Raw genomic sequence first — 26,694 nt, forward strand, 5'->3', positions numbered from 1 at the left:
CCTGTTTTATTCTTTCATTGTGTTAGCATAAAGTCTGTACCCAGGTACAGAGTCAAGTCATTTGAGGATATTTTATGCTCACCATCGGAAAACTGGCCAAACACTGTCATGTCAACGTTGAAACCATTCGCTATTATCAGCGCATCGGTTTAATGCGCGTACCTGAATCCACGCAGAGCTACCGCTATTACAATGAAAAAGACATTGAAACCTTAAGCTTTATTCAAAAAGGCAAAGATGCAGGTTTGCAGCTCAGTGAAATACAGGAATTACTGCAACTTCAACTCGAAGACCGTGAACAGGTGCGGCATGTCATAGAGCAACGGTTGGAAAAAATTGATCAAAGGATTCAGGAATTACAGGCACTCAAAACCCGTTTAAGCAGTTGGGTGGATGAATGTAAAACCACCAGTGAAAGCGGTTGCCCGATTTTGAAAGAGCTGAAAAACAGTTAAACTGCTTTATAAGATGAATATTTATCTATTTTTTTGGGAACAAATAAAAGATGTCTGTGGATTTAAAAGTTTTACGCAAGCAACTTCGACATCAGCGCAGAGCCGTTTCCAGCTTTCAACAAAAACAGGCACAACAAAAAGTACTTCAGCAACTGATCCGGCTCAAACATTTTCAGCATGCAAAAAAAATTGGTGTGTATCTGCAGGCTTTTGGAGAGATTCATACCAGACAAATTATTGAATACTGCTTTAAAAAGCATAAGCAGGTTTATCTGCCGATGATTTGCAGCATGAACCAGCAATTGCACTGGGTCAAAATTACGCAGCAACAATACCGAAACAATCAGTTTTCATATCATCCCTTGGGCATGAAAGAACCGATGGCCGGGCGTGGAGCGCATGTTTCGACGCTGGATTTTCTAATCATGCCTTTACTGGCTTGTGACCTCTATGGCACACGCATAGGCATGGGTGGCGGTTTTTACGACAAAACCCTGGCCAGTGCACCCCATAAGCCCTATCGGCTTGGTCTTGCGCATGACTTTCAATTGATTCAATTCCGCCTGCATCGCGAAACCTGGGATCAACCTCTGGATGCCTTACTTACCCCTGCAAAATATCTACATTTTAAGCGTTGAATTGGTATTTTTGACTGATAGGAATATTTTAAAATCACATATTTACTCATTTTTTATACATTTTCATTTGCCCTGCCCTTGTAATTTTTAAAATACACTTCACTATAAAAATATGGCAACACCATTGTTACTCATTAGGAGTGCCCATGTCTGAAATTATTATGAATCAAGAAACCTTAGATGCACAGGTTCCAAGCGTATTACCACTTTTAGCGCTACGAGATGTGGTGGTTTATCCACACATGCAAATTGCGTTATTCGTAGGTCGTGAAAAATCGATCAAAGCAGTTGACGTGGCCCGTAACAGTGACAATCTCGTATTTGTAGTTGCACAACAAGATTCTCTTACAGAAGAAATTGATCACGACAACTTATATCAATACGGTACTGTCGCGAAGATTGTGCAAGTTGTGAATCATGAAAATGATGAAAACTGTATAAAGGTACTCATTGAAGGCTTACACCGTTCCAAGCTGGTCAAAATCATCGACCATGATGAATATTTATCAGCCGAACATGCCATTAGCCCAATGACCGTGAATGTTGCAGCGGCTTCTCAAGCGACACGTGTGCAAGAACTGCGAACTTTATTTGCCCAGTATGCAGAAGCCAAATTACGTAATGCACGTGAATTGATTACTGCTGCAAATAAGATCGATGACTTGCTGCAACTGTTGTTCTTTGTGGCCACCCGTGTGCCCTTGAACATCGATATCAAGCAAAAGTTCCTGGAACACGATGACTTTGAAGCACATTTGACTGAGCTCATGACTTATTTGCTGCAACAGTCAGAAGAACAGCAGATTGAACAAACCTTGCATGACTCGGTAAAACGCCAGATGGAGAAAAACCAGCGCGAATACTTCCTGAATGAAAAAATGAAGGTCATTCAGCGCGAGCTTTCCGACATGAACGGCGGTGCTGAAGATGACGTGGCTGAAATTGAACGTCGTCTTGAAGAAGCTGATTTACCTGAACACGTGCGTAAAAAAGCCGAATCTGAATTCCGTAAGCTCAAAGCCATGCAACCGGCTTCCAGTGAAGCTGCGGTGGTGCGCAACTATATCGAGGCGATTTTAGATACGCCTTGGAATAAGGCCAGCAAAGTCAGCATTAACCTGAACAAGGCGCAAGAGATTCTGGATGCCGACCACTATGGTCTGGACGAGGTGAAACAGCGTATTGTTGAATACCTTGCTGTTCAATCACGCGTGAAAAAACTTAAAGGCCCGATTCTTTGCCTGGTTGGTCCTCCTGGGGTGGGTAAAACGTCCCTGGGTGAATCGATTGCCAAAGCCACAGGCCGTGAATTTGTACGTATGGCTTTAGGTGGCGTGCGTGACGAAGCGGAAATCCGCGGTCACCGCCGTACTTACATTGGTGCAATGCCGGGTAAAATTGTCCAGTCCTTGACCAAAGTCGGCGTGAAGAATCCGCTGTTCTTGCTCGACGAAATTGACAAGATGGCACAGGACTACCGTGGCGACCCTGCTTCTGCCTTGCTTGAAGTCCTTGATCCATCACAAAACAGCAAGTTCAACGATCATTACCTCGATCTTGATCTGGACCTGTCTGAAGTGATGTTCATCTGTACTGCAAACAGCATGAATATTCCTGAGGCTCTTTTAGACCGTATGGAAGTGATCCGTCTGCCGGGTTATACCGAAGAGGAAAAAGTCAATATTGCCGAGCGTTATCTGGTTCCTAAAGCCATTAAAGACAACGGTTTGCGTGCAAAAGAATTGACCATTCATGAAGAAGCGATTCGTGACATCGTGCGTCGTTATACTCGCGAAGCCGGTGTGCGTAGTCTTGAACGTGAAGTGTCAAAAATTGCCCGTAAAGTGGTGAAAGAAGCGGTCAGCAAAAAAGCCAAAAACCTGCATATCGATGTCACTGCTGAAAACCTGTCTGATTACCTGGGCATACATAAGTTCGACTTCGGTATGGCAGAAGAAGAAGCGCAAGTGGGTCGTGTCAATGGCTTAGCTTGGACTTCCGTGGGTGGTGAATTGCTTTCGATTGAAGTGGCAGCCGTAAAAGGTAAAGGTAAATTCATTACCACCGGTTCACTCGGTGATGTCATGAAAGAATCCATTACCGCTGCAATGACTGTCGTACGCACCCGTGCCGATGCCTTGGGTATCGAAGCTTCAAGATTTGAAGAAACCGATATTCATGTGCATTTGCCTGAAGGTGCAACACCGAAAGATGGTCCATCTGCAGGTTTGGCCTTAACCACTGCACTGGTTTCAGCCTTCACGGGCATTCCAGTTCGTGCTGATATCGCCATGACCGGTGAAACCAATCTGAGCGGTCGTGCAATGCGTATTGGTGGCTTGAAAGAAAAACTTTTAGCTGCACACCGCGGTGGCATTAAACTGGTATTCATCCCTCAAGAGAACGCTCGTGACCTGGTGGAAATTCCAGAAAATGTTAAAGCCGGCCTGGAAATCAAGACCGTGAAAAGCATTGATGAAATCTTGCCATTTGCCTTGGTTGAAGCGCCGAAACCGCTGGTGAAAGCTCCAATTGTTAAACCAATTGCAGAAGGCAAAGCAGCCCGTCATTAATTGTAATTTGCTACAAAAAAAGAGAGCTTCGGCTCTCTTTTTTTGTGTAAAAATTTGAAGATATTTATAAAGCATCAACTTGAAAAATCAGCAGCTCATCCCCAATTAATATTATAGAGACACAGATGCGCTGTAAGTTTCTAATTTATTTCTAGTTAGAAAGTTGTTAATAAGTTATGTGAATGGTCATCTACATCTCCAGGTGGATGACCTTTTGATCGCAGTCCCAGTATTCTATTCAGGGACTGCGTTTTTTATGGGTTTCTATTCATCAGCCTGCATCATTAAACTATAAGCCAGTCCATCGATCACCTGGGCCATTTTGGCAATATTTAGAGTTTTTAAGGTATCCGTGGCTCGATGATAGTGCTTGTTACGGAAATGACCCGTATCGGTAATCATCATCGCGGGAATATCAAGCTTCCAGTAATTCAGATGATCTGAAAATTCCATCCCCGTGATAAAGGACGGTGCCACCAGTCGTTGACATTCCAGGCGGTCCAGTATTCGCATCGATTCACAATATTTCGCACTCAAATCATAGGACTGTATATTACTGACCGCCGCAATAAAGTTACCATGTTGCGGATAAACCCATTTCAGGCCGGCAGGATATTCCTGCACCAGATTTTCATCATAAAACCCGATCATCTCTAAAATATAAACGCCACGAATGTGATCTTTCTGAGCCTGGATGGATTTTGCATGGACAAAACTGCCCATGTATTCGGTCTTGAAAAATGGCGGCTCCTGCAAGGTATAAAATACAAATTCAACATTATATGGCAGTTGCGATTTCTGCTGTGACAGTATGCGTGCGGTTTCAATCACCCCTGCTACTCCGGAAGCATTATCATCCGCACCTTGAGTTTCACCAAACACATCATAATGCGCGCCGACAATCACTTTGTCAGCATGACCTGCGGTTAAGGTACATACTACGTTGCGATAACCCAAACCATTCACCGAATAATTTTGATACTGGCATGGGATACCAAACAAACGCATCTGTTCTTTAATCCAGGCAGAAACGCGTTGTAGCTCTTGTGAGTTTTTATAATTACGATGCCCCTGCTGACCTATAATTTGCTCCAGATAGACCTTTAAATTATCGTTACTGGCGGGTGATATGCTCGGTAATGCCCAACTTGAAGTATTGAACAAAAGAGTGCAAAGGAAGGTGCTCAACCATAAGCCTAAATTTTTATCCCTTTTTAATCTCATTTATTATCGTCCTCTCTTCTTATGCATATTCAATCCATTGCTGAAGATTAAAGCAGCATCTGGCACGCCTTTTCAATTGCAATTTGTTGCTCAAAAACAAGTAAAATCAGTTTTAGCGTTTATAATAAAGATGAGTCTTAAATCATCGAATCTTATGAAAATCCGTATTATTACCATCGGTCAAAAAATGCCAGCCTGGGTGCTCACCGGTTTTGAAGATTACTTCAAACGTATCCAGCCTTTTGTGCAGACCCAAATTATAGAATTACCTATGGCAAAACGCGGAAAAAATGATTCTGAAGCCGATATTCTGAAATATCGCCAGATTGAAGGCGAAAGCATTCTGAATGCACTGAAACATAATGAAACCCTGATTGCCCTTGAAGTCGGGGGTAAAGAATTCAGTACTGAAAAACTGGCTGAAACCATGAAACAATGGATGCTGGAAGGTAATGATGTGGTCTTGGCGATTGGCGGTCCGGATGGTCACTCCGAAGCGGTACGTAAAGCTGCTGCATGGCACTGGTCTTTATCCAAGCTCACCCTGCCTCACCCTATGGTTCGCGTCATGCTGATCGAGCAGCTCTACCGCGCAATGAGCATCAACCATAATCATCCTTATCATCGGGCGGGTTAAACGGCTTCATGCAACACCAGGTGATTTAAGCTGGGCAAAACCGTATCAGGCGAACATATTGCCAAGCTTGGGTCATCCACCTGACCGGACCCTGCATTATTGTTCCAAAAAAGGAACAATATGTTGATATAAATTGTATTTATTTCATTTCTCTTTATTTGGCATCATAGCCTCAATCGATGTTATTTAAATTAGGCGCATCAACATGAATCTACAGACTTTACCCGGTTTATTTATTTCGCATGGATCACCCATGCTGGCGCTAAATCCGGAACAGGTAGGTCCTGCTCTGGAGCGATTGAGCTTAAATCTGCCTAAGCCTGAAGCCATTATTGTGATGTCTGCGCACTGGGAAAGTAATGCGCTTGAAGTGAGTAGTAGCGTTCGTCCAGAAACCTGGCATGACTTTCGTGGTTTCCCGCCTGAGCTGTATGAAATCCGCTATCCGGCACCGGGTCAACCTGAACTTGCAGAACAGGTTCTGCATCTTTTGGCCAATGCTGGCTTTACAGCCCATGCCAACAGCACTCGTCCACGTGATCATGGCGTGTGGATGCCATTGTTGCATATGTATCCCGAGGCTGATATTCCTGTGGTAGAAATCTCTTTACCGATGAACATGTCTGCTGAGGAGATTTATAAAATTGGTCAAACCCTGGCACCATTACGTGAAAAACAAATATTAATAATCGGTTCGGGAAGTATTACCCATAACCTGCGTGAATTGGCATGGCATGGTGAAGCTGCTACTGTACCCGAGTGGGCATCGACTTTTCGGAATTATGTGGTCAGCAAAATGAATCACAGCGATTATGCTGCGGTTCTGGACTGGCAAAGTATCCCTCATGTAGAGCGTAATCATCCGACCTTAGAACACTTTGCTCCCCTGTTCTTTGCGATGGGGACTGGGCATCGTTTCAGTATTGTGCATAGCAGTTTCAGTATGGGTTCTCTGGGTATGGATATTTACCGTTTTGACTGATGCACATCAACTCATAAATTTTTATTAATTATTAACAAAATTATAGTTATGGATACATTTTGATACCTAATTCACCAAAATATATCCATATTTTTTAAGTACCTTTACGTTATTCTATTAAAAATTCTTCAAAACCAAGTACTTTTAAAATGAAAGTTAAACTTTTAGCAATGGCTCTTTTCCCACTCACGCTTGCAGCTTGTCAATCTGGCGATATTCAAAAAGTTGGAGATGTCGCCGTGTCTGTACTTCAACAACAAAATGCAGATAAGACCTTGAGCACTTATCAATGGCTTACAGCTACAGGGTCCGCACCTAAACCACTGGTACTAAATTTTGACGATCAAGGCCGTTTGAGCATTGCTACCAGCTGTAATGGTATGGGTAGCAGCTGGAAAGTTGAAAATAATCAGATCGTGACAGGCCCCCTCATGGGAACCCAAATGGCATGTCCAGACGTCTCCATGCAGCAAGAAAACATTGCCAAAGATCTGTTTAATAACCGCAAAGTACCGTTTATTTTAGATTTAAAAAATTCACAACAACCGACATTAACCCTCATTTCAGCCACAGGTCAGAAATACGTTTTCACTGGCACCATGACCCCTGAAAGCAAATATCAGACTCAGGCTGAAACCATTTTTCTGGAAATTTCACCTGAAACTAAGCCATGTAGCGGTGTCGCCCCACAAAACTGTTTACAGGTTCGGGAAGTTAAATACAGTGAAAGCGGGATAAAAATCCAAGTCGATAAAGACTGGACTTTATTCTATGATCAAATCGAAGGTTTTACCCATAACCCCAATGAGCGACAAATCATCAGGGTCAAGCGTTATGAAATCAAGCATCCTGCTGCAGATCAGTCGAAATATGCTTATATCCATGACATGACGGTTGAACGCTCAACGGTTAAGTAAATAGTTTATTCAGGACATAAAAAACCGGGGCATTTGCCCCGGTTTTTTTAAAACTTAAACCAAGTCAGACTTAGAATACGCCTTGAGCAAGCATAGCATCAGCCACTTTTACGAAGCCTGCAATGTTCGCACCATCAACATAGTTTACAGTACCATCTTCTTTAGTACCGTATTTCACGCAGTTACGGTGAATTTCTTTCATAATCGCGTGTAAACGTTCATCAACTTCTTCAAACGTCCAGCCTAAACGCAATGCATTTTGAGACATTTCAAGACCAGAAGTCGCTACACCACCTGCATTCGATGCTTTACCTGGAGCATACAGGATTTTCGCTTCCACGAATTTCTCAACCGCTTCAAGTGTAGAAGGCATGTTTGCACCTTCAGCAACACAGATTGCGCCATTTGCAAGAAGTTTAGCTGCATCGTCTGCATCTAACTCGTTTTGAGTTGCACATGGAAGCGCGATATCACACTTGATACCCCAAGGACGTTGACCTTCAAGATATTCAAAACCGTGTTTAGACGCAAATTCTGAAATACGGCCACGTTTAACGTTTTTAAGTTCCATCACTTCTGCAAGAAGCTCATCAGTGAAACCATCTTTAACGAATACCGTACCCGCAGAGTCAGAAAGTGAAACCACTTTCGCACCCAGGAACATTGCTTTTTCAGCAGCGTATTGTGCAACGTTACCAGAACCAGAAATCGTTACGACTTTATTTTTGAAGCTGTCGCCACGAGTTTTCAGCATTTCCTCAGCGAAATACACAGTACCGTAACCTGTTGCTTCAGGGCGCGCCAATGAACCACCAAAAGTCAGACCTTTACCAGTGAATACACATGAAGTGTCATTGCTGAGTTTTTTCATCATACCGGCCATGTAACCCACTTCACGGCCACCTACACCGATATCACCTGCAGGGATGTCAGTATTAGAGCCAAGATGGCGGTACAACTCGATAATTAATGCCTGGCAGAAACGCATGATTTCGCCTTCAGACTTACCTTTAGGGTCGAAATCTGAACCACCTTTACCACCGCCCATAGGCAATGTAGTCAAGGCATTTTTAAAAGTTTGTTCAAAACCTAGGAATTTCAAAATTGAAAGGTTCACTGAAGGGTGGAAACGCATCCCCCCTTTAAATGGACCGATAGCTGAGTTGTACTGTACACGGAAAGCACGGTTTACTTGAGTTTGGCCTTGGTCATCTACCCATGAAACACGGAACTGAATCGCACGTTCAGGTTCTACAAGGCGTTCAAGTAATCCATGATCAGCATATTCTGGATTCTTTTCAATGAATGGCCAAAGGCTAGTCATTACCTCTTCTACAGCTTGTAGAAACTCTGGTTGATGTTGGTCACGTGATTTAACGTAGTTTAGGAAGTCGTTAAGGCTGTTGTATTTCAACGCTTAATCCTCAGCAGAAAGTGGATCAAAATTGGTCAAAATTTCAATCAATGATATATTTTGGCGCAAAACATTAAATATCACTTGCACCCATTCAGCAATAGTTTTTTGAAAAAAACTTTAATTATCTATATAGAACATATATTTAATTTAATTATTAAGTCTTTTTTATTATATGTTAAATAACTTTTAGCTATATATCGGTGTAATATTTTGCCCGATATTAATGCATTTTCAGTCCCATTTTTGCGCACAGGAATTCTATGTAAAAACATGCTAGTATTGCTCTCCAGCACATTGTTTCACGCTGCTTGCCCAGCACTCCCGGTTATACATGAACACTCAAATTAGCTTGATTCAAAAAATTGACGCCCTGTTGCCGCAAACACAATGCGGACTTTGCGGCCATCGAGATGGATGCCTCCCTTATGCAAAAGCCATAAGTGAAGGTGAAGAGGCCAATAAATGTGTACCAGGCGGACAACCCGTTGCCGACGCTTTGGCTGAATTGCTGGGTCGCCCAAAACTCAAAGCAGAAGAAAGTGTTTGGCCGATTCAAAGTGATGGTCGTCCACAACGTATGAAAGCGATTATTCGTGAAGATGAATGTATTGGTTGTACCAAGTGCATTAACGCCTGCCCAGTCGATGCGATTATTGGTTCAGGTAAGCTCATGCATAGCATTTTGACTGACCTGTGTACCGGTTGCGAACTCTGTATTCCGCCCTGCCCGGTCGACTGTATTGACCTGGTAGAAGACAACCACGTCGTGCCTTCAGAAGAGACGCGTATTGCTGAACAAACTGACCTGCGCAAGCGCTATTACGCACATATTCAGCGTGAAGAGAAACGCCGGATTAACCGCAAAGGTCCGGTGGTGCGTGCCAATATTGATACGGCCTTATTTGCCCAATTTTCAGCGCAAAGTGACTTGGTTCCAGAGATTCAAGTGGTGGAAAAAACAGCTAAACCTATCGTGAGCCACGATGCAGCAACCACCATTCAACTGGCAAAAATTCGCACCCAAATCAAAAAATTAGAAAAACAGCTCAGTGTTCGTGAAGACCTCAAGAAACGTGCCCTGCTGGATGATTTGCAACAGCAGCTGATTGTTCTGGGAGCTTCATGATGGCTGTTAAAAACATGACCAGAAAGCAGGTTCAGATTTTTTTTGAACGCTTACGAGAGCAAAGACCTAGCCCTAAAACCGAACTGAATTACAGCACTCCTTTTGAGCTATTGGTGGCCGTGACGCTTTCCGCTCAAGCCACCGATGTCAGTGTCAACAAAGCCACTGACAAGCTGTTTCCAGTGGCCAATACCCCGGAAGCCATTTATGCTTTGGGCGTTGAAGGGTTAAAAGAATATATCAAGACCATCGGTTTATATAATGCCAAAGCTGAGAATGTAATTAAAACCTGCAAGCTGCTGATTGAAAAACACAATAGTGTGGTGCCCAACAATCGGGCTGATCTGGAAGCATTACCAGGTGTGGGGCGTAAAACTGCCAATGTGGTGCTGAATACCGCTTTTGGCCATCCGACCATGGCAGTCGATACGCATATTTTCCGTTTAGGTAATCGTACCGGTCTGGCTATTGGCAAAAATGTGCTTGAAGTTGAACACCGGCTGGTCAAAGTCATTCCCAAGGAATTTATAGTTGATGCCCATCATTGGCTGATTTTACACGGTCGTTATACCTGTATTGCACGCAAGCCCAAATGTCATGAATGTGTGGTGTGTGATGTGTGCAACTGGCCAGATCGTTTTGAATTTGGTGCTGGCCGTGTGATTCCTGTCAAGAACATTGAAGTTGAATCATAAATGAGATGAGTTCAACCAGGTGATGTGCTCCGTTTAAAAGCCATTATTTTTTATTTTGTTTTGCCTGTTCTTGCTGGCGTTTTTGTTCGAGTTCTGCCTGTAATTTGGGATGCAGCCGACTCACAGGAACCTTGCCAGCATTTTCGCTACGCTCTTGCTGACGTACTTTTTTCAGCATCTTGAAACTGACATAGAACAAAGCAAACAATACTGCCAGAAATACGACCATTAACCCTAATACAGCAAATTTCACAGCAGTGTCCTTTTTGAGAGCATAATAAAAAGAGCCCTAATATGACTTAGGGCTCTTCGATTGTCAAAAGCATCGAAATACGATTATTTTGATTGGTCCAGAATGGCGAAAAGATCAGTTTGAACTTCTTCAATTGGACGCAGACCGTTTAACTTGTCATAAGTCGGTGCATTTTCACCCGATGCTGCGCGGCCTTGGTAGAAACCTACCAGCTGTTCAGTTTCAGTATGATAAGAACCTAAACGTTTACGGATGGTTTCTTCCTGGTCATCAGGACGCTGAACCAGGTCTTCACCCGTTTCATCATCTTTACCTTCCACCTTAGGCGGATTGTAAACCACATGGTAAACACGGCCAGATGCCGGGTGCTGACGGCGACCAGAAAGACGTTTTACGATTTCTTCGTCTGGAACATCAATTTCAATCACGTGATCAATGTTGATGCCTTCATTTTCCAAAGCTTCTGCTTGAGGAATGGTGCGAGGGAAACCATCAAAAATGCAACCGTTTACACAATCAGGTTGAGCAATACGTTCTTTTACAAGACCGATGATAAGCTCGTCTGATACCAGACCACCGCTTTCCATCACGCTTTTAGCTTTAAGACCTAATTCAGTACCTTCACGAATTGCAGCACGGAGCATATCACCGGTTGAAATTTGTGGGACATTGTAGCGCTTACAGATCAACTGAGCTTGTGTACCTTTACCTGCTCCAGGTGGTCCGAGTAATATAATGCGCATAAAAAAACATCCTCATTTAACAAATATATGTGATGCGTTTGCATGACAAATCTCTCTATTCGTCATGTAGTCCAGCATCTAATTATAAGAAAGCCACAAACAAATGTATTGTACCCGCTATAAATCCGGTTACGCCACCCAAGACAATCAGAATCCATTCATCTTCCTGAAAGGCAGGACGTAACAGATTCTGAAACTCTCTTGGCGTCAACTCGCGAATACGGTCTCTAAACATTTGATAGATTTTCTGTGCACGGCTCGCATTAAAGGCCGGGTCGCATACAGGCACCATCGTAATTTCAATCGAGCGATCGATCAAGTCCGTCTTGAGTTTTGCATACTCTTTTGGTCCTAAAGACAGCTGCAAAGAGGTCCGAACAATCGGAGTTTCCATAATTTCGTTGATATGGCGTTTAACGATACGGCGAGTTTTATCTTTCTTCCCGCCATACATCATCTCGGTCATAATGGATTTTAACGTAATCAGGTCTTCTGTGACCACTCGTGCAAAAACATCAGAAACTTCATCCTGACGTTTCATAAAGGCACCCTGGATATTATAGGTGCCAATACGCGGAATCACCGGTTTGATCCAAGGAAACTGGCGGCTTTCGGTGCGCGCAAAAAACTGCGGATAGCGAATATAATGCGGTTCCAGCGGATTAAACACCATCCAGATGGCAATCCAGTTGGTCAAAAACCCCCACACCGCTGCCCAGAAAGGAACCGTCCAGTGCCAAGGCACCACAAACCAGACAATCATCTGGAATATACCGAAGAACATTCCAATTAATGCACTGATATGCCAGATAAAGTTGATTTCCTTACGCCCCACCTTAAGAAACATGTTCACCATTAAACGGCGATCACCTTCCATTTGGCGCACCACCATTTCACGCATGTCCACAAGTGACTCGACGTTCATGGTCAGCTCGGTCACCAGTTCCCTTAAGATACCCGGCAGCTGTTTATGCGCTTGGGAATAAATACGGCGTTTAATCGAATATGGCAAGTTTTCCCATAGTACGGCATTACGGTCAATCATCATTTCATCAATCAGATGTTCAAGTTCAAACCCGACCTGCTCACCAATGATCCGTGCCATATCTTCAGGGTCCATGGCATCCAGAAATTCACGCAAAGAACCCAGTTTCGACAATGTATTGTCTGTGATAATCCCTGAAATGCGACCGGCTTTACGTGGCACAATCCCCTGCCAGCCCACAGGCAGCGGACCTACATGGAATCCCCAAAACGTCAGGGGATAAAATACCATTTTCAGCGCCATCCACACATGCGCCCAAGTTACAAAAGCTGTCACAGGAATGATGCTAAGTACTGCCCAGAAATCAGGGCGATTCAAGAAGGTTTGCCACAATTCGTTGACGTACTCAAACATGCACGATATCCATATTTAATTTTTTAATCACAAAATACTTAATTGTAAAAACTGACTATTTTCGCTATATACCGACACTTAGAGTATAGGAAAATTGTAGCATGGGTTCTGTTTCTGCAATCACTTCGCCATATTGGTCCGTCATCTTTTCACCAGCGCCGATACCGATACTAAAACTGCTAATTCGTTCTTTACTAAGCAATACATAGGCCAAATCTACACCGGCTCCCAGTCTTGCTTCGTATTCATTATTGATGTGTTTGCTTTCAATATGTCCTGCATAGACACCCACGTAGTAACCGTTTTTATCTTTTCCGGTGAGATAGTAAGGATAACGAAACCCGACCTGAGCACCGGCATTATAGTCATCATTATAAAACACACCCGCTTTTGCATAAGCGATGCCATAAGGATTCACCCATTCTGCATTCAAATGAAGAAGCTTTTGGGTAAATCCAACCCCGACATTCCATGTTTTAGCACTGTCTGATGTCAATTTCGCTTCAGGTGAATATGGATTGTCTTGTGCATGAGCAATATTTGCCAGCGCAAAAAAAGCCAGCAAAGGATACACTTTTGTGATTATTTTCATCGTTGTCCCTAAATTTTATTTTTTAATACAGTCCTTTTTTTGAATTTTGACTTTAGCAGAATTATCAGAACTCTTATATACTTCACTTTACAATTTTAATGTCTGTAAAGTCAAAGTTTAAGCTAAACCCGTCCAACAGTTCACCGGAACAAATATCAAAAAATGCTGACTTGCGTTAGAATGTGCCACCAGATTTTTTCACTCCCCTGTATGTAAGTCGATCGCGTATGAAGCAGCACTTTCCTTTAAAAAATGTTCAACAAGAAAAGCGCATTTATCGCAATCGGGTTTTTATCTCCATCGGGATCGTGGCTTTCTTTCTGCTCCTGCTTGTTGCCCGTTATGCCTATCTGCAAATCGTGCATTATAATGAATTTTCAACGGCTTCAGACCAGAACCGTATCCGCCTGCAGCCTTTGGCACCTGCGCGCGGCTATATCTATGACCGTAACGGTATTTTGCTGGCAGACAATTATCCGGTCTTTTCTGCAACCATGTCTCGGGCCGATGTGCAGGACATTGACGACACCGTAAAGCGTCTGACTCCCATTTTAAGCCTGACGCAAGAAGATATTGACCGTTTTAGCAGCCGCATCAAGACCTCTAAAAAAACCGAACGCGTATCGCTCAAATTAAATTTAAACGAAACCGATATTGCAAAATTTAGCGAAGTCAAATTTCAGTTTCCCGGGGTCAATATTGAAACCCAAATGACCCGCTATTATCCGCATGGCGACCTGTTTGCCCATGTAATCGGTTATGTGGGGCGTATTAACGACAAAGAATTAAAATCGATTGATAAAGATTTATATGCTGGCACCAACCTGATCGGTAAAATCGGGGTGGAGAAATCCTATGAAGATCTGTTGCATGGCCTGCCCGGTAATGAATCTGTCGAAGCTGATGCTCACGGTAACGTATTACGCAATTTAGGTCGTAAAGAGCCGGTACGCGGGAATGACTTGTACCTTTCAATTGACTACGGCTTGCAAGTCACAGCAACCGAGCAGCTGGCGGGTCGTCGTGGTGCCATTGTGGCGCTGAATCCGAAAACAGGGGAAATTCTGGCCCTGGTTTCCAGTCCAAGTTTTAACCCGAATTTATTTGTGACCGGGATTAGCAATACCGACTATAGCGCACTACGGGACGACCTTGACCAGCCGCTGTATAACCGTGCTGTGCAAGGGGCTTATCCTCCCGGTTCCACCATTAAGCCGATGTTCGGATTAGGCGGAATTCATTACGGCTATGTCGACTGGGCAACAGCCATTTCTGACCCGGGCTATTTCACCTTACCGGGTGACAGCCACCGCTTCCGTGACCATAAAAAATCCGGTCATGGTGCGGTAAATATGCATAAAGCCCAGGTGGTATCTTGTGATACCTACTTTTATATCCTGTCTTACCGCATGGGCATCGAAAAAATGAATGCCTGGATGCGCCAATTTGGTTTTAGTGAAAAAACGGGCGTGGATTTACCGAGTGAAAGTACAGGCCTGTATCCCAACCCAGACTGGAAAATGCGTACCCGTAACAGTAAATGGCTGAAAGGCGAAACCATTTCCGTCAGTATCGGACAGGGTGCTTTTACTGCAACACCGCTACAACTGGCCATGGCGACCGCAATTACGGCAAATCAGGGTGCGCATATTACCCCGCATGTACTGCGTGAAAGTCACGGTGCCAAACCTTTTCACATGCGTAATGCACCTGATGGCAAAATCCAGTTTAACGGCAAACCGGAAGACTGGATTAAAATGCGCGATGCCATGGTTGATGTCATCGAATCTGGTACAGGACGCGGCATCCGTACCCCGCTGTATCATATTGCAGGGAAAACCGGAACCGCACAGGTCAAGAGTATTGCCCAGGGCAAAAAATACAACGAAGCATTATTAACCGAGCGTCAACTTGACCACGGTTTATTTGTCGGTTTTGCCCCGGCAGAAAATCCTGAAATTGCGATTGCAGTCGTTTGGGAAAATGGTAAACACGGGGGCTCCGCAGCTCAGCTGGCTCGTCCTATGTTTGATTACTGGTTATATACCCGTAAAAAGAATCCAATCCGTCCGGCAGCGCATCAAATTAGTGGCGGCTTAATGACTGCCGGCATCAAACCGGGTGAATTGCCAAGTGGCACGGTACCCGCAGGCACGGCGACCAATGCTCAGACCAATGCAACAGCAGTGCCACAGCAGGTTCCGCAAGCTGCCTCAGGTGCACAACCCGCAGAAGCTGAAGGTGAATGATCTATGAAAAATCAACTCCGTATTATTGGCGGTGAATGGAAACGCCGTCAGCTTCCTTTTGCCAGTATTGAAGGCTTACGTCCTACTCCCGACCGTGTCCGTGAAACTTTGTTTAACTGGCTGATGTGGGATATTCAAAATGCGCAGGTTCTCGATATCTGTGCTGGCTCAGGGGCCTTAAGTTTTGAAGCTTTGTCACGTGGTGCAGCACAGGTGGTCATGATTGAACCAAATCGCACCCAGGCTGCTTTTTTGACAGATAATTTGCAGTTGCTGAAAGTGACCAGCCAACATGCCAAACTGAGAGTCGCCACGGCACAGCAAACCTTACCCACCCTGAAACAATCCTTTGACCTGGTTTTTTTAGATCCGCCTTATAGTCTGGATTTATGGGAAGAACTCGCCCGGCTTGCTGACCCGTTCATAAAAGACCGCGCATTTATTTATGTTGAGGCCGATCGCGAGTTAAACCAGCTTAAACTCCCCGCTTCATGGCAACAGATTAAACAAAGCAAGGCGGGAACTGTCCGTGCAGGACTGTATCAAAAAAATGCCTCCTGATTAACAATTAAAAAAGGATTCCTGAATGGAATCCTTTTTGTCAAATGTAGTCAGTCAATTTAAGATCGGTGATAGATTAATCAACGACCATAGCGCCAGTCCCGGTCATCTCTATCATGATCCCAGTCCCGACGGTCTTTGTTGTCCCAGTCCCGGTCACCATGATGGTGTCGGTCATAGTGCCCGTTACGGTCTCGATGACCATCATAATCGTCATCATAAGGATCTAGGACACAGCCAGTTAATGACACTGCCAATACAGAAAGCAAGAGCAATTTTTTCATCATTTTCGTCACCTCTTTACGGCGTATTCTCAGTATTAGCGGGTTTGATGAAGAGCGATAGGATTGCGTGTTAGATTCTTGTAGCCATTTATGTATTTTTTATTCACAGGAACAATTTCTGTAATGAAAGCTGAAGCGGCGTTATACAAAGTTCTCCTTAGATTTGCAGAAATACTGCTAAATAGGGGCTTGGTTTTTTGGTTCATGTTTTGAATACTACTGACTTTTCGTCTGTACCTATTTCTATGACCTGGTTGTTATTTATTGTTGGGGCCATGGTCGCAGGTTTTGTGCAGGGACTGACCGGCTTTGCCTTTGCCCTCATTGCCATGTCATTCTGGGTGTGGGTCCTCCCCCCGCAAATTGCGGCGCCCCTGGTGGTCTTTGCCTCGGTATGGAGCCATATCATTTCATTGTCCAATGAACAGAAGCATCCACATCTGAACAAAACCCTGGTATTGCCTTATTTGATTGCCGGGCTGATTGGCGTACCTTTAGGCACCTATTTGCTGCATATTATTCAGCCCGAAACCTTTAAAGTGGTTTTAGGCATTTTTTTGCTGTTGTGGTGCCCAGTGATGTTTTTCAGTCCGGCATTTCCACGGCTGCAACAGTCGGGAAAACTGGCAGATAGCCTGATAGGATTTCTCGGCGGAATTTTGGGTGGTTTAGGCGGTTTTTGCGGTTCATTGCCATCTGCCTGGGTCATGCTGAAAAATCTATCCAAACAGCAACAGCGTTACGTTTTACGACACTTTAATTTTGGCATTCAGCTGTTTACGCTACTGGCCTATTTACTACAAGGCACGCTTGTCATCCAGCTCTGGCCTTATATGGCAATTTTGCTGATCAGCGTCAGTTTTCCCGCCATTCTAGGGGCAAAATTATTTTATAAAATTTCGGAAACCCAATTTAAGCATACAGTTTTAAGCCTTTTATTTGCTTCCGGTGGCTTCCTGATTTTCAATACCCTGCTGTAAGGTTGATTTCTGGTTTACACAAATCACTTACATATGTTGAGATATTGCAGGCCTATTGATCCATAACAACTGATCAAAAGCCTCATAAATCTCATTTAAACAAAAAATGCCCAATCAGTCGGACAGATCAAATTTATCGGCAGGAAAACTTTATACAATAACTTAATCCCACCATCAATTTTCCTAGAAATGAGAACCTTGATTTTATTAGCAGGAATAATTCTACTCTCTGGCTGCTCTCTCGGCACTTCTCGCGAGCTTAAACATGCAGAAAAAATGCTTGCAGATTTTCAGTGCAATAAAATTGAAAGTGCACAAATGGCGCATAGTTCGATTACCTCTTATCATGAACAGACACTTGCCTCTAGCCGCCAGAAAGCCCAATCTTATATCCAGAGCTATAAAGATGGAGAGGATTTATTTAATCTGCCCTTAACGGAAGTGATTGAGGAACAATATTATATTTATCAGGAAGCTTGCCAGCATTTAGGCGGAATTAGTCCGGCACAAAATCAATAATTTTTTTTAAGCAAAAGTCAAACCCCATACTTGCTGAGCCAGCATATGCAGCGAGCCAAGATTTTCTATCTGCATCTCTTGGCTTCGCTTAAAAATGACAATGAACTCGGTTTTTCAGTTAGGTTTCAGGGTAATAACGTGTATCCACGCTAAACTGTTCTGGAAATTTGGCATGAATTTGTGCATAAAAAGCCATAATTTCAGCCATATCTTTTTCATAGTCGCCCGTGGGATAAACAATTTTACCCACTCCGGTTTTCTTCTTGGCATAATCCATATAAGCCAATGCAATGGGTACCCCTGCATTGATCGCCACATGGTAGAAACCGGTTTTCCATTGTTCCTGTTTGGCACGCGTTGCTTCCGGTGTGACCAGCATCACCAGTTTGGGATGGGTTTTAAATAAATCCGACATCACTTGAACCATGCTTGGACGTGGCTCCCCTTCTTTTTTGGCTGTGCGGTCAATCCCGATTCCACCCATTGCACGTACAAATGGACCAAAAGGAAATTTCATATAACTGTCTTTAATGGTAATACGAACGTTGACGCCTAAGGCCTTGAGTGCCAGACGTGCATATAAGGCATCCCAGTTGCTGGTGTGCGGTGCAGCAATCATGACACATTGATCCAAGTCAAGTGGCCAATGATTATCGATTTCCCAGCCCATCATTTTTAAACCTTGTTCAGCTAATTTTTCAAACACTTGCCGCACCGACACCTATATAAAGTGCGCAGATTTTAACAAGGTGGCTGAAATATAAAAGTGCAATATGGCCAATAAATAATCAATTAATATATAAATGTATAACTTTAGAGTTCAAATAAAATAGGTAAAGTTGCCGTTTTATTTTTGCCGAAATTTTAGCTTGGCAAGCTTACACCCAAGTTGTCTATTCAAATCCATACAAAATAGATATAACAAAGCCATAACAAGATGAACATTTAATTGATCTGCATTTTTACGTATTTTTTAAAGCTATTATGGGCCAAAAGGACAATATCGTGAAAAAAATAATATTCATCCTGTCATTAACGACTCTGGCTTTAGCTGGGTGCAGCAAACCCAAAACCGATACTCATGACAGCAATACAGCACCTGATCAGCCCATGAATCAAACCTCCCCATCAGCCGCCACCACAGCTCAACCCACCTCAGCTATAAGCGATACGGCAGAAACTCCCCTGGATTGGCCTGGTGAATATAAAGGGGTTTTACCCTGCGCCGACTGCGAAGGTATTGAAACCGAACTGGAATTAAAGGCAGATAAAACCTATGAATTGACCCAGGAATATTTGGGTAAAGGAAAAGACAATGAATTCAAGGTAAAAGGAAGGTTTAGCTTTGATGCAAATCAACCCTCCATGATTAACCTGGACCAAGCGGGAGAAAATCGTAAATTTTTTGTCGGTGAAAACTTTGTTGAAGCACGTGATATAAAGTCTGGAAAAGTCATTGATTCCAAAATGAATTATAAATTACAAAAAGATCTTAAATAATTTCTATTTGAACCTTTGTCTTTAGGCACTTAAAAAGCTTGAAAATTGAAAACGACAAATATGCAAATGAAGATAGAGAATCAGAAACTTATACGCGATGGAATGACATTCATGACTCAATCCGCATCTATAACTACAGATAGATATATCAGAATACCTGGCTTTTGTTGATGGTTTAAGAAATTTCAGCTTTGACGTATATGATCAGGATGAACTCGAACTTTTATTCATCAGTTGAATAGAAAGTGAATAAAAAATCCCCGCTTTTGCGGGGATTTTTTAAGATCAAATGATCAGTATGAATTACATCATACCGCCCATTCCACCCATGCCGCCCATATCAGGCATAGCAGGTTTATCTTCAGGGATATCTGTGATCATGCATTCAGTGGTTAGCATTAAAGCAGCTACAGATGCAGCATGTTCAAGTGCAGAACGGGTTACTTTTGCAGGGTCAAGAATACCCATCTCAAGCATATCGCCATATTCACCAGTTGCAGCATTATAACCGAAGTTGCCTTCGCCATTTTTCACAGCATTGATGACTACAGATGGTTCGTCGCCCGCATTCGCTACGATTTGACGAAGTGGTGCTTCAATTGCACGGCGTAAAATATTGATACCTACATTCTGGTCATCATTACCGCCTGTCACACCTTCAAGTGCTTTAGCAGCACGTACCAGTGCAACACCACCACCAGCAACTACACCTTCTTCAACCGCAGCGCGAGTTGCATGAAGCGCATCGTCTACACGGTCTTTTTTCTCTTTCATTTCAACTTCAGTTGCTGCACCAATTTTGATGACTGCAACACCGCCAGCTAATTTAGCTACACGTTCTTGAAGTTTTTCTTTGTCATATTCAGAAGTCGATTCTTCAATTTGCGCGCGGATTTGTTGAACACGTTCAGCAATCTGGTTCGCATCGCCAGCACCATCCACAATCACGGTGTTTTCTTTAGAAACCGTGATTTTATGTGCAGTACCCAAGTCTTGAAGTGTCGCTTGCTCTAAAGACATGCCCACTTCTTCAGAGATCACAGTCGCACCAGTCAAGATTGCGATATCTTGCAGCATTGCTTTACGACGGTCACCGAAACCTGGTGCTTTCACCGCACATACTTTAATGATGCCACGCATGTTGTTCACAACTAGAGTTGCCAACGCTTCACCTTCAACATCTTCAGCAATGATAAGAAGCGGCTTGCCAGTTTTAGCAACAGCTTCGAGTACTGTAATCAATTCGCGGATGTTGCTGATTTTTTTGTCTACAAGAAGAATGAACGGATTTTCAAGTTCAGCTGTTAACGTATCTTGTTTGTTGGCGAAGTACGGGCTGATATAACCGCGGTCAAACTGCATACCTTCAACTACGTCTAAAGCGTCTTCGAAACCTGAACCTTCTTCAACCGTGATCACACCTTCTTTGCCCACGCGTTCCATAGCTTGTGCAATCAGTTTACCCACTGTTTCATCAGAGTTAGCAGAGATTGAACCCACTTGTTCAATGGCTTTAGTATCAGAAGCAGGTTTTGCAGTAGCTTTAATGTTTTCAACTACAGCTTTTACTGCAAGGTCGATACCGCGTTTCAAGTCCATCGGGTTCATACCCGCAGTCACCGACTTGATCCCTTCGTTCAGGATTGCTTGAGCCAATACAGTTGCAGTTGTAGTACCGTCACCTGCGATGTCATTAGTTTTTGAAGATACTTCACGAACCAGTTGCGCACCCATGTTCTCAAATTTGTCTGCCAGTGAAATTTCTTTCGCTACAGTTACACCATCTTTAGTGATGTGTGGTGCACCAAAAGAACGGTCGATCACAACGTTACGGCCTTTAGGACCTAAAGTCACTTTTACCGCATCTGCAAGTACGTTTACACCTGCAATCATTTTAGCGCGAGCTGAATCACCAAATTTTACGTCTTTAGCTGACATGGTTTACTCCAAATATTTTAATTTTCAATAAGCTGAATAAATAATCAGGTCTGAATTTTCCGGCTCAGGATTAACCTTCAAGCACAGCTAAAATGTCAGACTCTTTCATAATAAGAAGTTCTTCGCCTTGTACTTTTACCGTTGTACCTGCATAAGTACCAAACAATACTTTGTCGCCAACTTTTACATCTAAAGCACGTACACCGTTGTCAGTAATCTGGCCATTGCCTACTGCAATGATTTCACCTTGAGCCGGTTTTTCAGCAGCAGAACCTGGAAGCAAAATACCGCCAGCAGTTTTAGTTTCTTCTTCAACACGACGAATAACTACGCGATCATGTAATGGACGAATGTTGCTCATTGGAAACTCCATCAGACTAAGTCTTTTATTAGTGAAGTAATGATGACTTTGTTATTCCATCGGTCATCATCAAATAATTTCGATGACACTTTTGTGGGGATGGAAAAAAACGCTTCAAGGGGCAAACAAAAAAAAATTGCTGTTTTTTGTATTTTTTTTATTCAAATCTGATATTTCTTCATTTAATCGGCATTTTCTTCTTTTAATACAAATTCTTTTTGCTGATTGTTAAAATAATAATGCTCCACATCGCCATTGGAATAAATCAGATTCAAACTGTTGGGCAAACCACGATGCAAACGGTAGGAAATTGCAGTTCCGGCATGAATGTCCAGCACCGAATGGTCTGCCCCCAAATGGTAAATCTGGTTCAGGTCATATACAGCCGACTGATGCAGATGACCATGCAACAGGCCATTTAAGCCACTTTGACTCCACGATTCTAAAGCCATACGCCCCAGCATTGGACAGTCCTTGATGCCATGCGGATTATCCGGAGGCGTATAAAATGGCTGGTGCGCAACAATCAGTTTGATTTTATGCCTGGGAGCCATCATAAGTCTTTGATCAATTTTCTGAATTTGCTCCAGGGAAATATGCCCGCGGGTGTGATAGCGCCGCCGAATACTATTCACGCCAATGAGATAAAAATGCTTGGTTTCCAGTACCGTTTCCATATGGCCAAAGAAAATTTTATAACGGGTAAAAGGACTGAATATCCGGTTCCAGACATGGTACAAAGGAATATCATGATTACCCGGCACCACCAGGTAAGGCAGATTTAAACTTTCCACAAACTGTTTGCAGTCATAAAACTGCTTGTAACGGGCGCGCTGGGTTAAATCCCCACTGACCACCACAGCCTCTAAAGGATGTTGCTGACAAAATAGGCGAATTGCTGCCATACAGGCCGGTTTTTCCGTACCAAAATGCAAATCAGACAGATGTAGAATCATAAGGAACCATTATTTTCAATGCATGCTTGCGTACGGAAATCTGAAGCGGGGGCTGCATTTCCACGATTTCACCATCCAGTGCCAGGGTCAGTTTCTTGGCTTTGGAATGTATTTGCACCTTGTCGGCGGAAAAGCTATATACCTCGGGCGTATGATCAAGCTTGCCGCGGATCAATTGCCATAAGATTTTAAACAAGGTGGGTTTATCGCTTTTCGCCACTATCACCCCCACGACCTTTCCCAATTCAGCACATTTGGCAATGCGTAAATTCATCTCTGCAAGTTGCAGCTGATTATTACCAAAAAAAATCAGCGGCGTTTTGACGGGATATTTTTTACCGTCAATTTCCACTTCAAGTTTCAGCTCTTTGCGATCACGAATCAGCACATCCAGCGCTGAAGTATAGGCATGTAGAGCAAAACGCCCAAAACTCCGGTTATAGAGTTCACGCCTTTGTATAAATAAAGGATAAAGCCCCAAACTGGCGTTGTTCAAATAGATATGATCATTGATTTGCGCCACATGGACTTCACGGATCTTCCCGGTCGCTATAACATCGGCCGCTTTGAGCAGATCCAGCGGAATATGCAGTAGACGGGCAACATAATTAAAGGTTCCCAGAGGAAAAACTCCCATGGGAATCTCGGTACCGATCAGTCTGGTTGCCACCGTATTGAGTGTGCCGTCCCCACCCGCAGCCACTACAACACCAATTTCTTCAGCCTGTTGATGACGTTCGATTATTTTGTCCATAAAACTGTTAAAATCTGCTTCTGCACTGATTTCAAAAGCCTGGATTTCATAGCCATAGGCTGTTAAATTTGTCATAAGCTGTTCATAGATTTCATCTTTATTGGCTGCATGAAATCCCGATTTTTCATTATAGATAAGCGATAAAGGCTTGGCAGAAACTGACATTTTCCATACTTCTTTGAAGTAATTGCTCTAATTTTGTCCAAATTATCGACAATTGAAAGCATCTTTATGTAAAATTCGAATTACCACCATTTATTAAATCAATAACAATTGCCACCCAAATAACCCAATTAAGTAATTGTTTTTAAAAAACATAATTTAAATAAATTATACCCATAAAGTTAATAAATGGATTAATTAATAAACACACTACATCATAACCTATTGTTTTTTATTACATAAAAATAGAAACATATAATATTCCAATCTATTTCAGCTACTTCTTTAGTCTTATTTTTTTCACGATTTTATGCTTTAATACAGCCACTTTTTTTTTATATTTTCTTCCGGGCGATGTATCCCATTGTCCGGATTGTACTTTGTACATTTGAATCGTACATATTTGAGATAGGCCTCACCATGACCCAAGTGAACGCACCAGAATTCGTTCGTCACCCTAAGCTTATTGCATGGGTGGAAGAGATTGCTAAATTAACAAAACCGGCAAAAATTGAATGGTGTGACGGTAGCGCAGAAGAATATCAACGTCTTATTGACTTGATGATCGCTAACGGCACTATGCAAGCGCTGAACCAAGAAAAACATCCTGGTTCTTACTTGGCAAATTCTGATCCTTCTGACGTTGCTCGTGTTGAAGGTCGCACATTTATCTGTTCAGAAAAAAAAGAAGACGCAGGTGCGACAAACAACTGGGAAGCGCCTGCCGAAATGCGCGCTCGCCTGAACGGTTTGTTTGACGGTTCAATGAAAGGCCGTACTATGTACGTGGTTCCTTTCTCTATGGGTCCTTTAGGTTCTCATATTGCCCACATCGGTATTGAAATCACTGACTCTCCTTACGTTGCAGTCAGCATGGCCAAAATGGCTCGTATGGGTAAAGCGGTTTATGAAGTACTGGGTACTGATGGCGAATTCGTTCCATGTGTACACACTGTTGGCGCGCCGCTTGAAGAAGGTCAAAAAGACGTTGCTTGGCCATGCAACCCAGAAAAATACATCGTGCATTACCCAGAAACCCGTGAAATCTGGTCATTCGGTTCTGGCTACGGCGGTAACGCATTGCTTGGTAAAAAATGCCTGGCTTTACGTATCGCTTCTTCGATGGGCCGTCAACAAGGCTGGTTAGCTGAACACATGCTGATCCTTGGCGTGACCAATCCACAAGGCGAAAAACATTACATCGCTGCTGCATTCCCTTCTGCTTGTGGTAAAACCAACTTTGCAATGTTGATTCCACCAGCAGGTTACGAAGGCTGGAAAATTGAAACTGTAGGTGATGATATTGCCTGGATTAAACCGGGTGAAGACGGTCGCTTATATGCCATCAACCCTGAAGCTGGTTTCTTCGGTGTAGCGCCTGGTACAAATACCAAGACCAACCCGAACTGTATGGCGACATTAGCGAAAGATGTTATCTATACCAACGTTGCTGTAACTGACAACGGTGAAGTATGGTGGGAAGGTCTGACTAAAGAAGCTCCTGCTAACCTGACCAACTGGAAAGGTCAACCACACACTGGCGCAGAGAAAGCAGCACATCCAAATGCTCGTTTCACCGTTGCTGCGGGTCAATGTCCTTCTATTGATGCTGACTGGGAAAATCCGGCAGGTGTTCCAATTTCTGCGTTCATCTTCGGTGGTCGCCGTGCAGATACAGTGCCTTTAGTTTCTGAAGCGTTCGACTGGGTTGATGGCGTATATAAAGCTGCAACCATGGGTTCTGAAACAACTGCTGCTGCTGTAGGCCAACAAGGGGTGGTACGTCGCGATCCATTCGCAATGCTTCCATTCGCAGGTTACAACATGGCTGACTACTTCGCTCACTGGTTAGAAATGGGTGAAAAAGTTGGCGAGAAAGCTGCAGCTGCCGGCAACAAGCTGCCTGGTATCTACAACGTGAACTGGTTCCGTCGTGATGCTGAAGGCAACTTCGTATGGCCTGGCTTCGGTCAAAACATGCGTGTTCTTGAGTGGATTATTGACCGTTGTGAAGGTCGTGCAACAGCAGTTGACACACCAATCGGTCGCGTTCCAACTTACGAACAGCTGAACTGGACTGGTTCTGACTTCACTAAAGAACAGTTCGAGCTTGTCACCTCTCAAGACAAAGATCAATGGATCAAAGAACTTGAAAGCCACACTGAATTGTTCAACAAACTTGGTGAGCGCTTACCAGCTGCACTTAAAGCACGTCAAAACGAGCTTTTAGAAGCTGTAAAAAAATCTGCTTAATCAGTAGATAATGAAAAAAGGCCGCACGTGCGGTCTTTTTTTCAACTGTTTGTTTAATAACAAGACTTTATAACTTAACAACAACCATAAAAGGGGAAAATTCATGTTAAAAATGCTTACTCTTAGCGCTTGCCTGCTTGGCCTGTCTACTTTGGTGATGGCAAAATCTGAAACTGCAGAACAACCGGCCTTACACGTTTGTGCAATCAAAGGTACGCCAGACTCTAGCCAGTTTCAGATCAAAAAGCGCATTAAAGTGGCTAAAGGTACTTATGGCAGCGTAGAAGAGCTGTATTCACGTTTTGCAGAACGTGCCCATCAAGTCGGTGGCAATGTGGTCATTAATTACAATGCCAGCCAGAGATTCGGTTTCTGGCCTTGGCGTATTGTACGTCCAGTGGTTTGGGGAACTGCAGTGAAATGGAATACGCCAGTAAATTGTAAAGAACTCGGCGGCGTTGAAATTTAAGTACAGCCCAGAGCTGGGACTTCAGTCAAGATAAAACTACAACTTGCTGCACCCAAA

27 protein-coding genes are annotated in these 26,694 nt (G+C 43.3%); 15 read left to right on the top strand and 12 right to left on the bottom strand.

Annotated features, from left to right (window positions below; all coding sequences use genetic code 11):
* The first annotated feature begins 74 nt into the window (after positions 1-74).
* From BLP85_RS09960 to lon, 3 genes are all read left to right on the top strand, one after another.
* Positions 75-455, top strand: coding sequence for a MerR family transcriptional regulator (locus tag BLP85_RS09960; RefSeq protein WP_092819938.1), 381 nt, complete (start codon positions 75-77; stop codon positions 453-455).
* 50 nt (positions 456-505) lie between these two features.
* Positions 506-1,093 (top strand): 5-formyltetrahydrofolate cyclo-ligase, encoded by a 588-nt coding sequence (locus tag BLP85_RS09965; protein ID WP_092819939.1) that lies wholly within the window; start codon positions 506-508, stop codon positions 1,091-1,093.
* A 146-nt stretch (positions 1,094-1,239) separates the two neighbouring features.
* The gene (lon, locus tag BLP85_RS09970) at positions 1,240-3,666 is read left to right on the top strand and encodes an endopeptidase La (protein WP_092819940.1); all 2,427 of its coding nucleotides are present in this window, start codon (positions 1,240-1,242) and stop codon (positions 3,664-3,666) included.
* 264 nt (positions 3,667-3,930) lie between these two features.
* Here the strand turns inward: lon and BLP85_RS09975 are convergent, their stop codons facing one another.
* A complete protein-coding gene (locus BLP85_RS09975) occupies positions 3,931-4,890 on the bottom strand; it encodes a M28 family peptidase (protein ID WP_092819941.1) in 960 nt (319 codons plus the stop codon).
* A gap of 154 nt (positions 4,891-5,044) precedes the next feature.
* Here BLP85_RS09975 and rlmH point away from each other — a divergent pair, with 154 nt between their 5' ends.
* From rlmH to BLP85_RS09990, 3 genes are all read left to right on the top strand, one after another.
* Positions 5,045-5,527, top strand: coding sequence for a 23S rRNA (pseudouridine(1915)-N(3))-methyltransferase RlmH (gene rlmH / locus BLP85_RS09980; RefSeq protein WP_092819942.1), 483 nt, complete (start codon positions 5,045-5,047; stop codon positions 5,525-5,527).
* A gap of 205 nt (positions 5,528-5,732) precedes the next feature.
* Complete coding sequence (locus BLP85_RS09985) at positions 5,733-6,509, top strand: DODA-type extradiol aromatic ring-opening family dioxygenase (RefSeq protein ID WP_092819943.1); 777 nt, start codon at positions 5,733-5,735, stop codon at positions 6,507-6,509.
* Between the two features lie 149 nt (positions 6,510-6,658).
* The gene (locus BLP85_RS09990; protein WP_092819944.1) at positions 6,659-7,426 is read left to right on the top strand and encodes a DUF4377 domain-containing protein; all 768 of its coding nucleotides are present in this window, start codon (positions 6,659-6,661) and stop codon (positions 7,424-7,426) included.
* A gap of 70 nt (positions 7,427-7,496) precedes the next feature.
* Here the strand turns inward: BLP85_RS09990 and gdhA are convergent, their stop codons facing one another.
* Positions 7,497-8,840 (bottom strand): NADP-specific glutamate dehydrogenase, encoded by a 1,344-nt coding sequence (gene gdhA, locus BLP85_RS09995; protein WP_092819945.1) that lies wholly within the window; start codon positions 8,838-8,840, stop codon positions 7,497-7,499.
* Positions 8,841-9,147: 307 nt separating this feature from the next.
* On the opposite strand from gdhA, the gene BLP85_RS10000 reads away from it, so the two are divergent.
* Together BLP85_RS10000 and nth are read left to right on the top strand one after the other, a co-directional pair.
* Positions 9,148-9,969, top strand: a complete 822-nt coding sequence (locus tag BLP85_RS10000) for an RnfABCDGE type electron transport complex subunit B (RefSeq protein WP_228143289.1) — start codon at positions 9,148-9,150, stop codon at positions 9,967-9,969.
* On the top strand, positions 9,969-10,664 hold the full coding sequence (gene nth / locus BLP85_RS10005) for an endonuclease III (RefSeq protein WP_092819996.1): 696 nt from the start codon (positions 9,969-9,971) through the stop codon (positions 10,662-10,664). Before BLP85_RS10000 ends, nth begins: the two co-directional genes overlap by 1 nt.
* A gap of 43 nt (positions 10,665-10,707) precedes the next feature.
* Here the strand turns inward: nth and BLP85_RS10010 are convergent, their stop codons facing one another.
* From BLP85_RS10010 to BLP85_RS10025, 4 genes are all read right to left on the bottom strand, one after another.
* Positions 10,708-10,917: a hypothetical protein gene (locus BLP85_RS10010; protein ID WP_092819947.1), complete on the bottom strand. Its 210-nt coding sequence runs from the start codon at positions 10,915-10,917 to the stop codon at positions 10,708-10,710.
* Positions 10,918-11,000: 83 nt separating this feature from the next.
* Positions 11,001-11,660 carry an adenylate kinase gene (gene adk, locus BLP85_RS10015; protein WP_092819948.1) on the bottom strand — a complete coding sequence of 220 codons (660 nt, stop codon included), beginning with the start codon at positions 11,658-11,660 and terminating at the stop codon, positions 11,001-11,003.
* An 82-nt stretch (positions 11,661-11,742) separates the two neighbouring features.
* Positions 11,743-13,059, bottom strand: coding sequence for a hypothetical protein (locus BLP85_RS10020; RefSeq protein ID WP_092819949.1), 1,317 nt, complete (start codon positions 13,057-13,059; stop codon positions 11,743-11,745).
* A 64-nt stretch (positions 13,060-13,123) separates the two neighbouring features.
* A complete protein-coding gene (locus BLP85_RS10025) occupies positions 13,124-13,642 on the bottom strand; it encodes a hypothetical protein (RefSeq protein WP_092819997.1) in 519 nt (172 codons plus the stop codon).
* Positions 13,643-13,878: 236 nt separating this feature from the next.
* Between BLP85_RS10025 and mrdA the strand changes: the two genes are divergently transcribed.
* Together mrdA and rsmD are read left to right on the top strand one after the other, a co-directional pair.
* The gene (gene mrdA, locus BLP85_RS10030) at positions 13,879-15,900 is read left to right on the top strand and encodes a penicillin-binding protein 2 (protein ID WP_171259695.1); all 2,022 of its coding nucleotides are present in this window, start codon (positions 13,879-13,881) and stop codon (positions 15,898-15,900) included.
* Between the two features lie 3 nt (positions 15,901-15,903).
* Positions 15,904-16,461 carry a 16S rRNA (guanine(966)-N(2))-methyltransferase RsmD gene (gene rsmD, locus BLP85_RS10035; protein ID WP_092819950.1) on the top strand — a complete coding sequence of 186 codons (558 nt, stop codon included), beginning with the start codon at positions 15,904-15,906 and terminating at the stop codon, positions 16,459-16,461.
* An 80-nt stretch (positions 16,462-16,541) separates the two neighbouring features.
* On the opposite strand, the gene BLP85_RS10040 is transcribed toward rsmD, so the two are convergent.
* Positions 16,542-16,748, bottom strand: a complete 207-nt coding sequence (locus BLP85_RS10040; RefSeq protein ID WP_092819951.1) for a hypothetical protein — start codon at positions 16,746-16,748, stop codon at positions 16,542-16,544.
* A 242-nt stretch (positions 16,749-16,990) separates the two neighbouring features.
* Between BLP85_RS10040 and BLP85_RS10045 the strand changes: the two genes are divergently transcribed.
* Positions 16,991-17,725, top strand: a complete 735-nt coding sequence (locus BLP85_RS10045; protein WP_092819952.1) for a sulfite exporter TauE/SafE family protein — start codon at positions 16,991-16,993, stop codon at positions 17,723-17,725.
* 189 nt (positions 17,726-17,914) lie between these two features.
* Positions 17,915-18,244: a hypothetical protein gene (locus tag BLP85_RS10050; protein ID WP_092819953.1), complete on the top strand. Its 330-nt coding sequence runs from the start codon at positions 17,915-17,917 to the stop codon at positions 18,242-18,244.
* A 118-nt stretch (positions 18,245-18,362) separates the two neighbouring features.
* Here the strand turns inward: BLP85_RS10050 and BLP85_RS10055 are convergent, their stop codons facing one another.
* A complete protein-coding gene (locus BLP85_RS10055; protein ID WP_092819954.1) occupies positions 18,363-18,950 on the bottom strand; it encodes a 1-acyl-sn-glycerol-3-phosphate acyltransferase in 588 nt (195 codons plus the stop codon).
* A 299-nt stretch (positions 18,951-19,249) separates the two neighbouring features.
* On the opposite strand from BLP85_RS10055, the gene BLP85_RS10060 reads away from it, so the two are divergent.
* Positions 19,250-19,744 carry a copper resistance protein NlpE gene (locus tag BLP85_RS10060; RefSeq protein WP_228143285.1) on the top strand — a complete coding sequence of 165 codons (495 nt, stop codon included), beginning with the start codon at positions 19,250-19,252 and terminating at the stop codon, positions 19,742-19,744.
* A gap of 303 nt (positions 19,745-20,047) precedes the next feature.
* On the opposite strand, the gene groL is transcribed toward BLP85_RS10060, so the two are convergent.
* The 4 genes from groL to BLP85_RS10080 form a co-directional block, all read right to left on the bottom strand.
* On the bottom strand, positions 20,048-21,682 hold the full coding sequence (gene groL / locus BLP85_RS10065; RefSeq protein ID WP_092819956.1) for a chaperonin GroEL: 1,635 nt from the start codon (positions 21,680-21,682) through the stop codon (positions 20,048-20,050).
* A 70-nt stretch (positions 21,683-21,752) separates the two neighbouring features.
* A complete protein-coding gene (locus tag BLP85_RS10070) occupies positions 21,753-22,043 on the bottom strand; it encodes a co-chaperone GroES (RefSeq protein WP_016167026.1) in 291 nt (96 codons plus the stop codon).
* Between the two features lie 182 nt (positions 22,044-22,225).
* Positions 22,226-22,999 (bottom strand): metallophosphoesterase family protein, encoded by a 774-nt coding sequence (locus BLP85_RS10075; RefSeq protein WP_092819957.1) that lies wholly within the window; start codon positions 22,997-22,999, stop codon positions 22,226-22,228.
* Positions 22,980-23,918: a diacylglycerol/lipid kinase family protein gene (locus BLP85_RS10080; protein WP_092819958.1), complete on the bottom strand. Its 939-nt coding sequence runs from the start codon at positions 23,916-23,918 to the stop codon at positions 22,980-22,982. The genes BLP85_RS10075 and BLP85_RS10080 overlap by 20 nt, the downstream gene beginning before the upstream one ends.
* A gap of 417 nt (positions 23,919-24,335) precedes the next feature.
* On the opposite strand from BLP85_RS10080, the gene BLP85_RS10085 reads away from it, so the two are divergent.
* Together BLP85_RS10085 and BLP85_RS10090 are read left to right on the top strand one after the other, a co-directional pair.
* Positions 24,336-26,168: a phosphoenolpyruvate carboxykinase (GTP) gene (locus tag BLP85_RS10085; protein WP_092819959.1), complete on the top strand. Its 1,833-nt coding sequence runs from the start codon at positions 24,336-24,338 to the stop codon at positions 26,166-26,168.
* Positions 26,169-26,271: 103 nt separating this feature from the next.
* Positions 26,272-26,637 (top strand): hypothetical protein, encoded by a 366-nt coding sequence (locus tag BLP85_RS10090; protein WP_092819960.1) that lies wholly within the window; start codon positions 26,272-26,274, stop codon positions 26,635-26,637.
* Positions 26,638-26,694: the final 57 nt, after the last annotated feature.

The sequence above is a fragment of the Acinetobacter kookii genome (assembly GCF_900096895.1).
GTDB lineage: Bacteria > Pseudomonadota > Gammaproteobacteria > Pseudomonadales > Moraxellaceae > Acinetobacter > Acinetobacter kookii.

Coding starts and splice junctions, on each gene's coding strand:
- BLP85_RS09960 (WP_092819938.1), top strand. CDS start 75: ATGCTCACCATCGGAAAACTGGCCAAACACTGTCATGTCAACGTTGAA.
- BLP85_RS09965 (WP_092819939.1), top strand. CDS start 506: ATGTCTGTGGATTTAAAAGTTTTACGCAAGCAACTTCGACATCAGCGC.
- lon (WP_092819940.1), top strand. CDS start 1,240: ATGTCTGAAATTATTATGAATCAAGAAACCTTAGATGCACAGGTTCCA.
- BLP85_RS09975 (WP_092819941.1), bottom strand. CDS start 4,890: ATGAGATTAAAAAGGGATAAAAATTTAGGCTTATGGTTGAGCACCTTC.
- rlmH (WP_092819942.1), top strand. CDS start 5,045: ATGAAAATCCGTATTATTACCATCGGTCAAAAAATGCCAGCCTGGGTG.
- BLP85_RS09985 (WP_092819943.1), top strand. CDS start 5,733: ATGAATCTACAGACTTTACCCGGTTTATTTATTTCGCATGGATCACCC.
- BLP85_RS09990 (WP_092819944.1), top strand. CDS start 6,659: ATGAAAGTTAAACTTTTAGCAATGGCTCTTTTCCCACTCACGCTTGCA.
- nth (WP_092819996.1), top strand. CDS start 9,969: ATGGCTGTTAAAAACATGACCAGAAAGCAGGTTCAGATTTTTTTTGAA.
- adk (WP_092819948.1), bottom strand. CDS start 11,660: ATGCGCATTATATTACTCGGACCACCTGGAGCAGGTAAAGGTACACAA.
- BLP85_RS10020 (WP_092819949.1), bottom strand. CDS start 13,059: ATGTTTGAGTACGTCAACGAATTGTGGCAAACCTTCTTGAATCGCCCT.
- mrdA (WP_171259695.1), top strand. CDS start 13,879: ATGAAGCAGCACTTTCCTTTAAAAAATGTTCAACAAGAAAAGCGCATT.
- rsmD (WP_092819950.1), top strand. CDS start 15,904: ATGAAAAATCAACTCCGTATTATTGGCGGTGAATGGAAACGCCGTCAG.
- BLP85_RS10040 (WP_092819951.1), bottom strand. CDS start 16,748: ATGATGAAAAAATTGCTCTTGCTTTCTGTATTGGCAGTGTCATTAACT.
- BLP85_RS10045 (WP_092819952.1), top strand. CDS start 16,991: ATGACCTGGTTGTTATTTATTGTTGGGGCCATGGTCGCAGGTTTTGTG.
- BLP85_RS10050 (WP_092819953.1), top strand. CDS start 17,915: ATGAGAACCTTGATTTTATTAGCAGGAATAATTCTACTCTCTGGCTGC.
- groL (WP_092819956.1), bottom strand. CDS start 21,682: ATGTCAGCTAAAGACGTAAAATTTGGTGATTCAGCTCGCGCTAAAATG.
- BLP85_RS10070 (WP_016167026.1), bottom strand. CDS start 22,043: ATGAGCAACATTCGTCCATTACATGATCGCGTAGTTATTCGTCGTGTT.
- BLP85_RS10075 (WP_092819957.1), bottom strand. CDS start 22,999: ATGATTCTACATCTGTCTGATTTGCATTTTGGTACGGAAAAACCGGCC.
- BLP85_RS10080 (WP_092819958.1), bottom strand. CDS start 23,918: ATGTCAGTTTCTGCCAAGCCTTTATCGCTTATCTATAATGAAAAATCG.
- BLP85_RS10085 (WP_092819959.1), top strand. CDS start 24,336: ATGACCCAAGTGAACGCACCAGAATTCGTTCGTCACCCTAAGCTTATT.
- BLP85_RS10090 (WP_092819960.1), top strand. CDS start 26,272: ATGTTAAAAATGCTTACTCTTAGCGCTTGCCTGCTTGGCCTGTCTACT.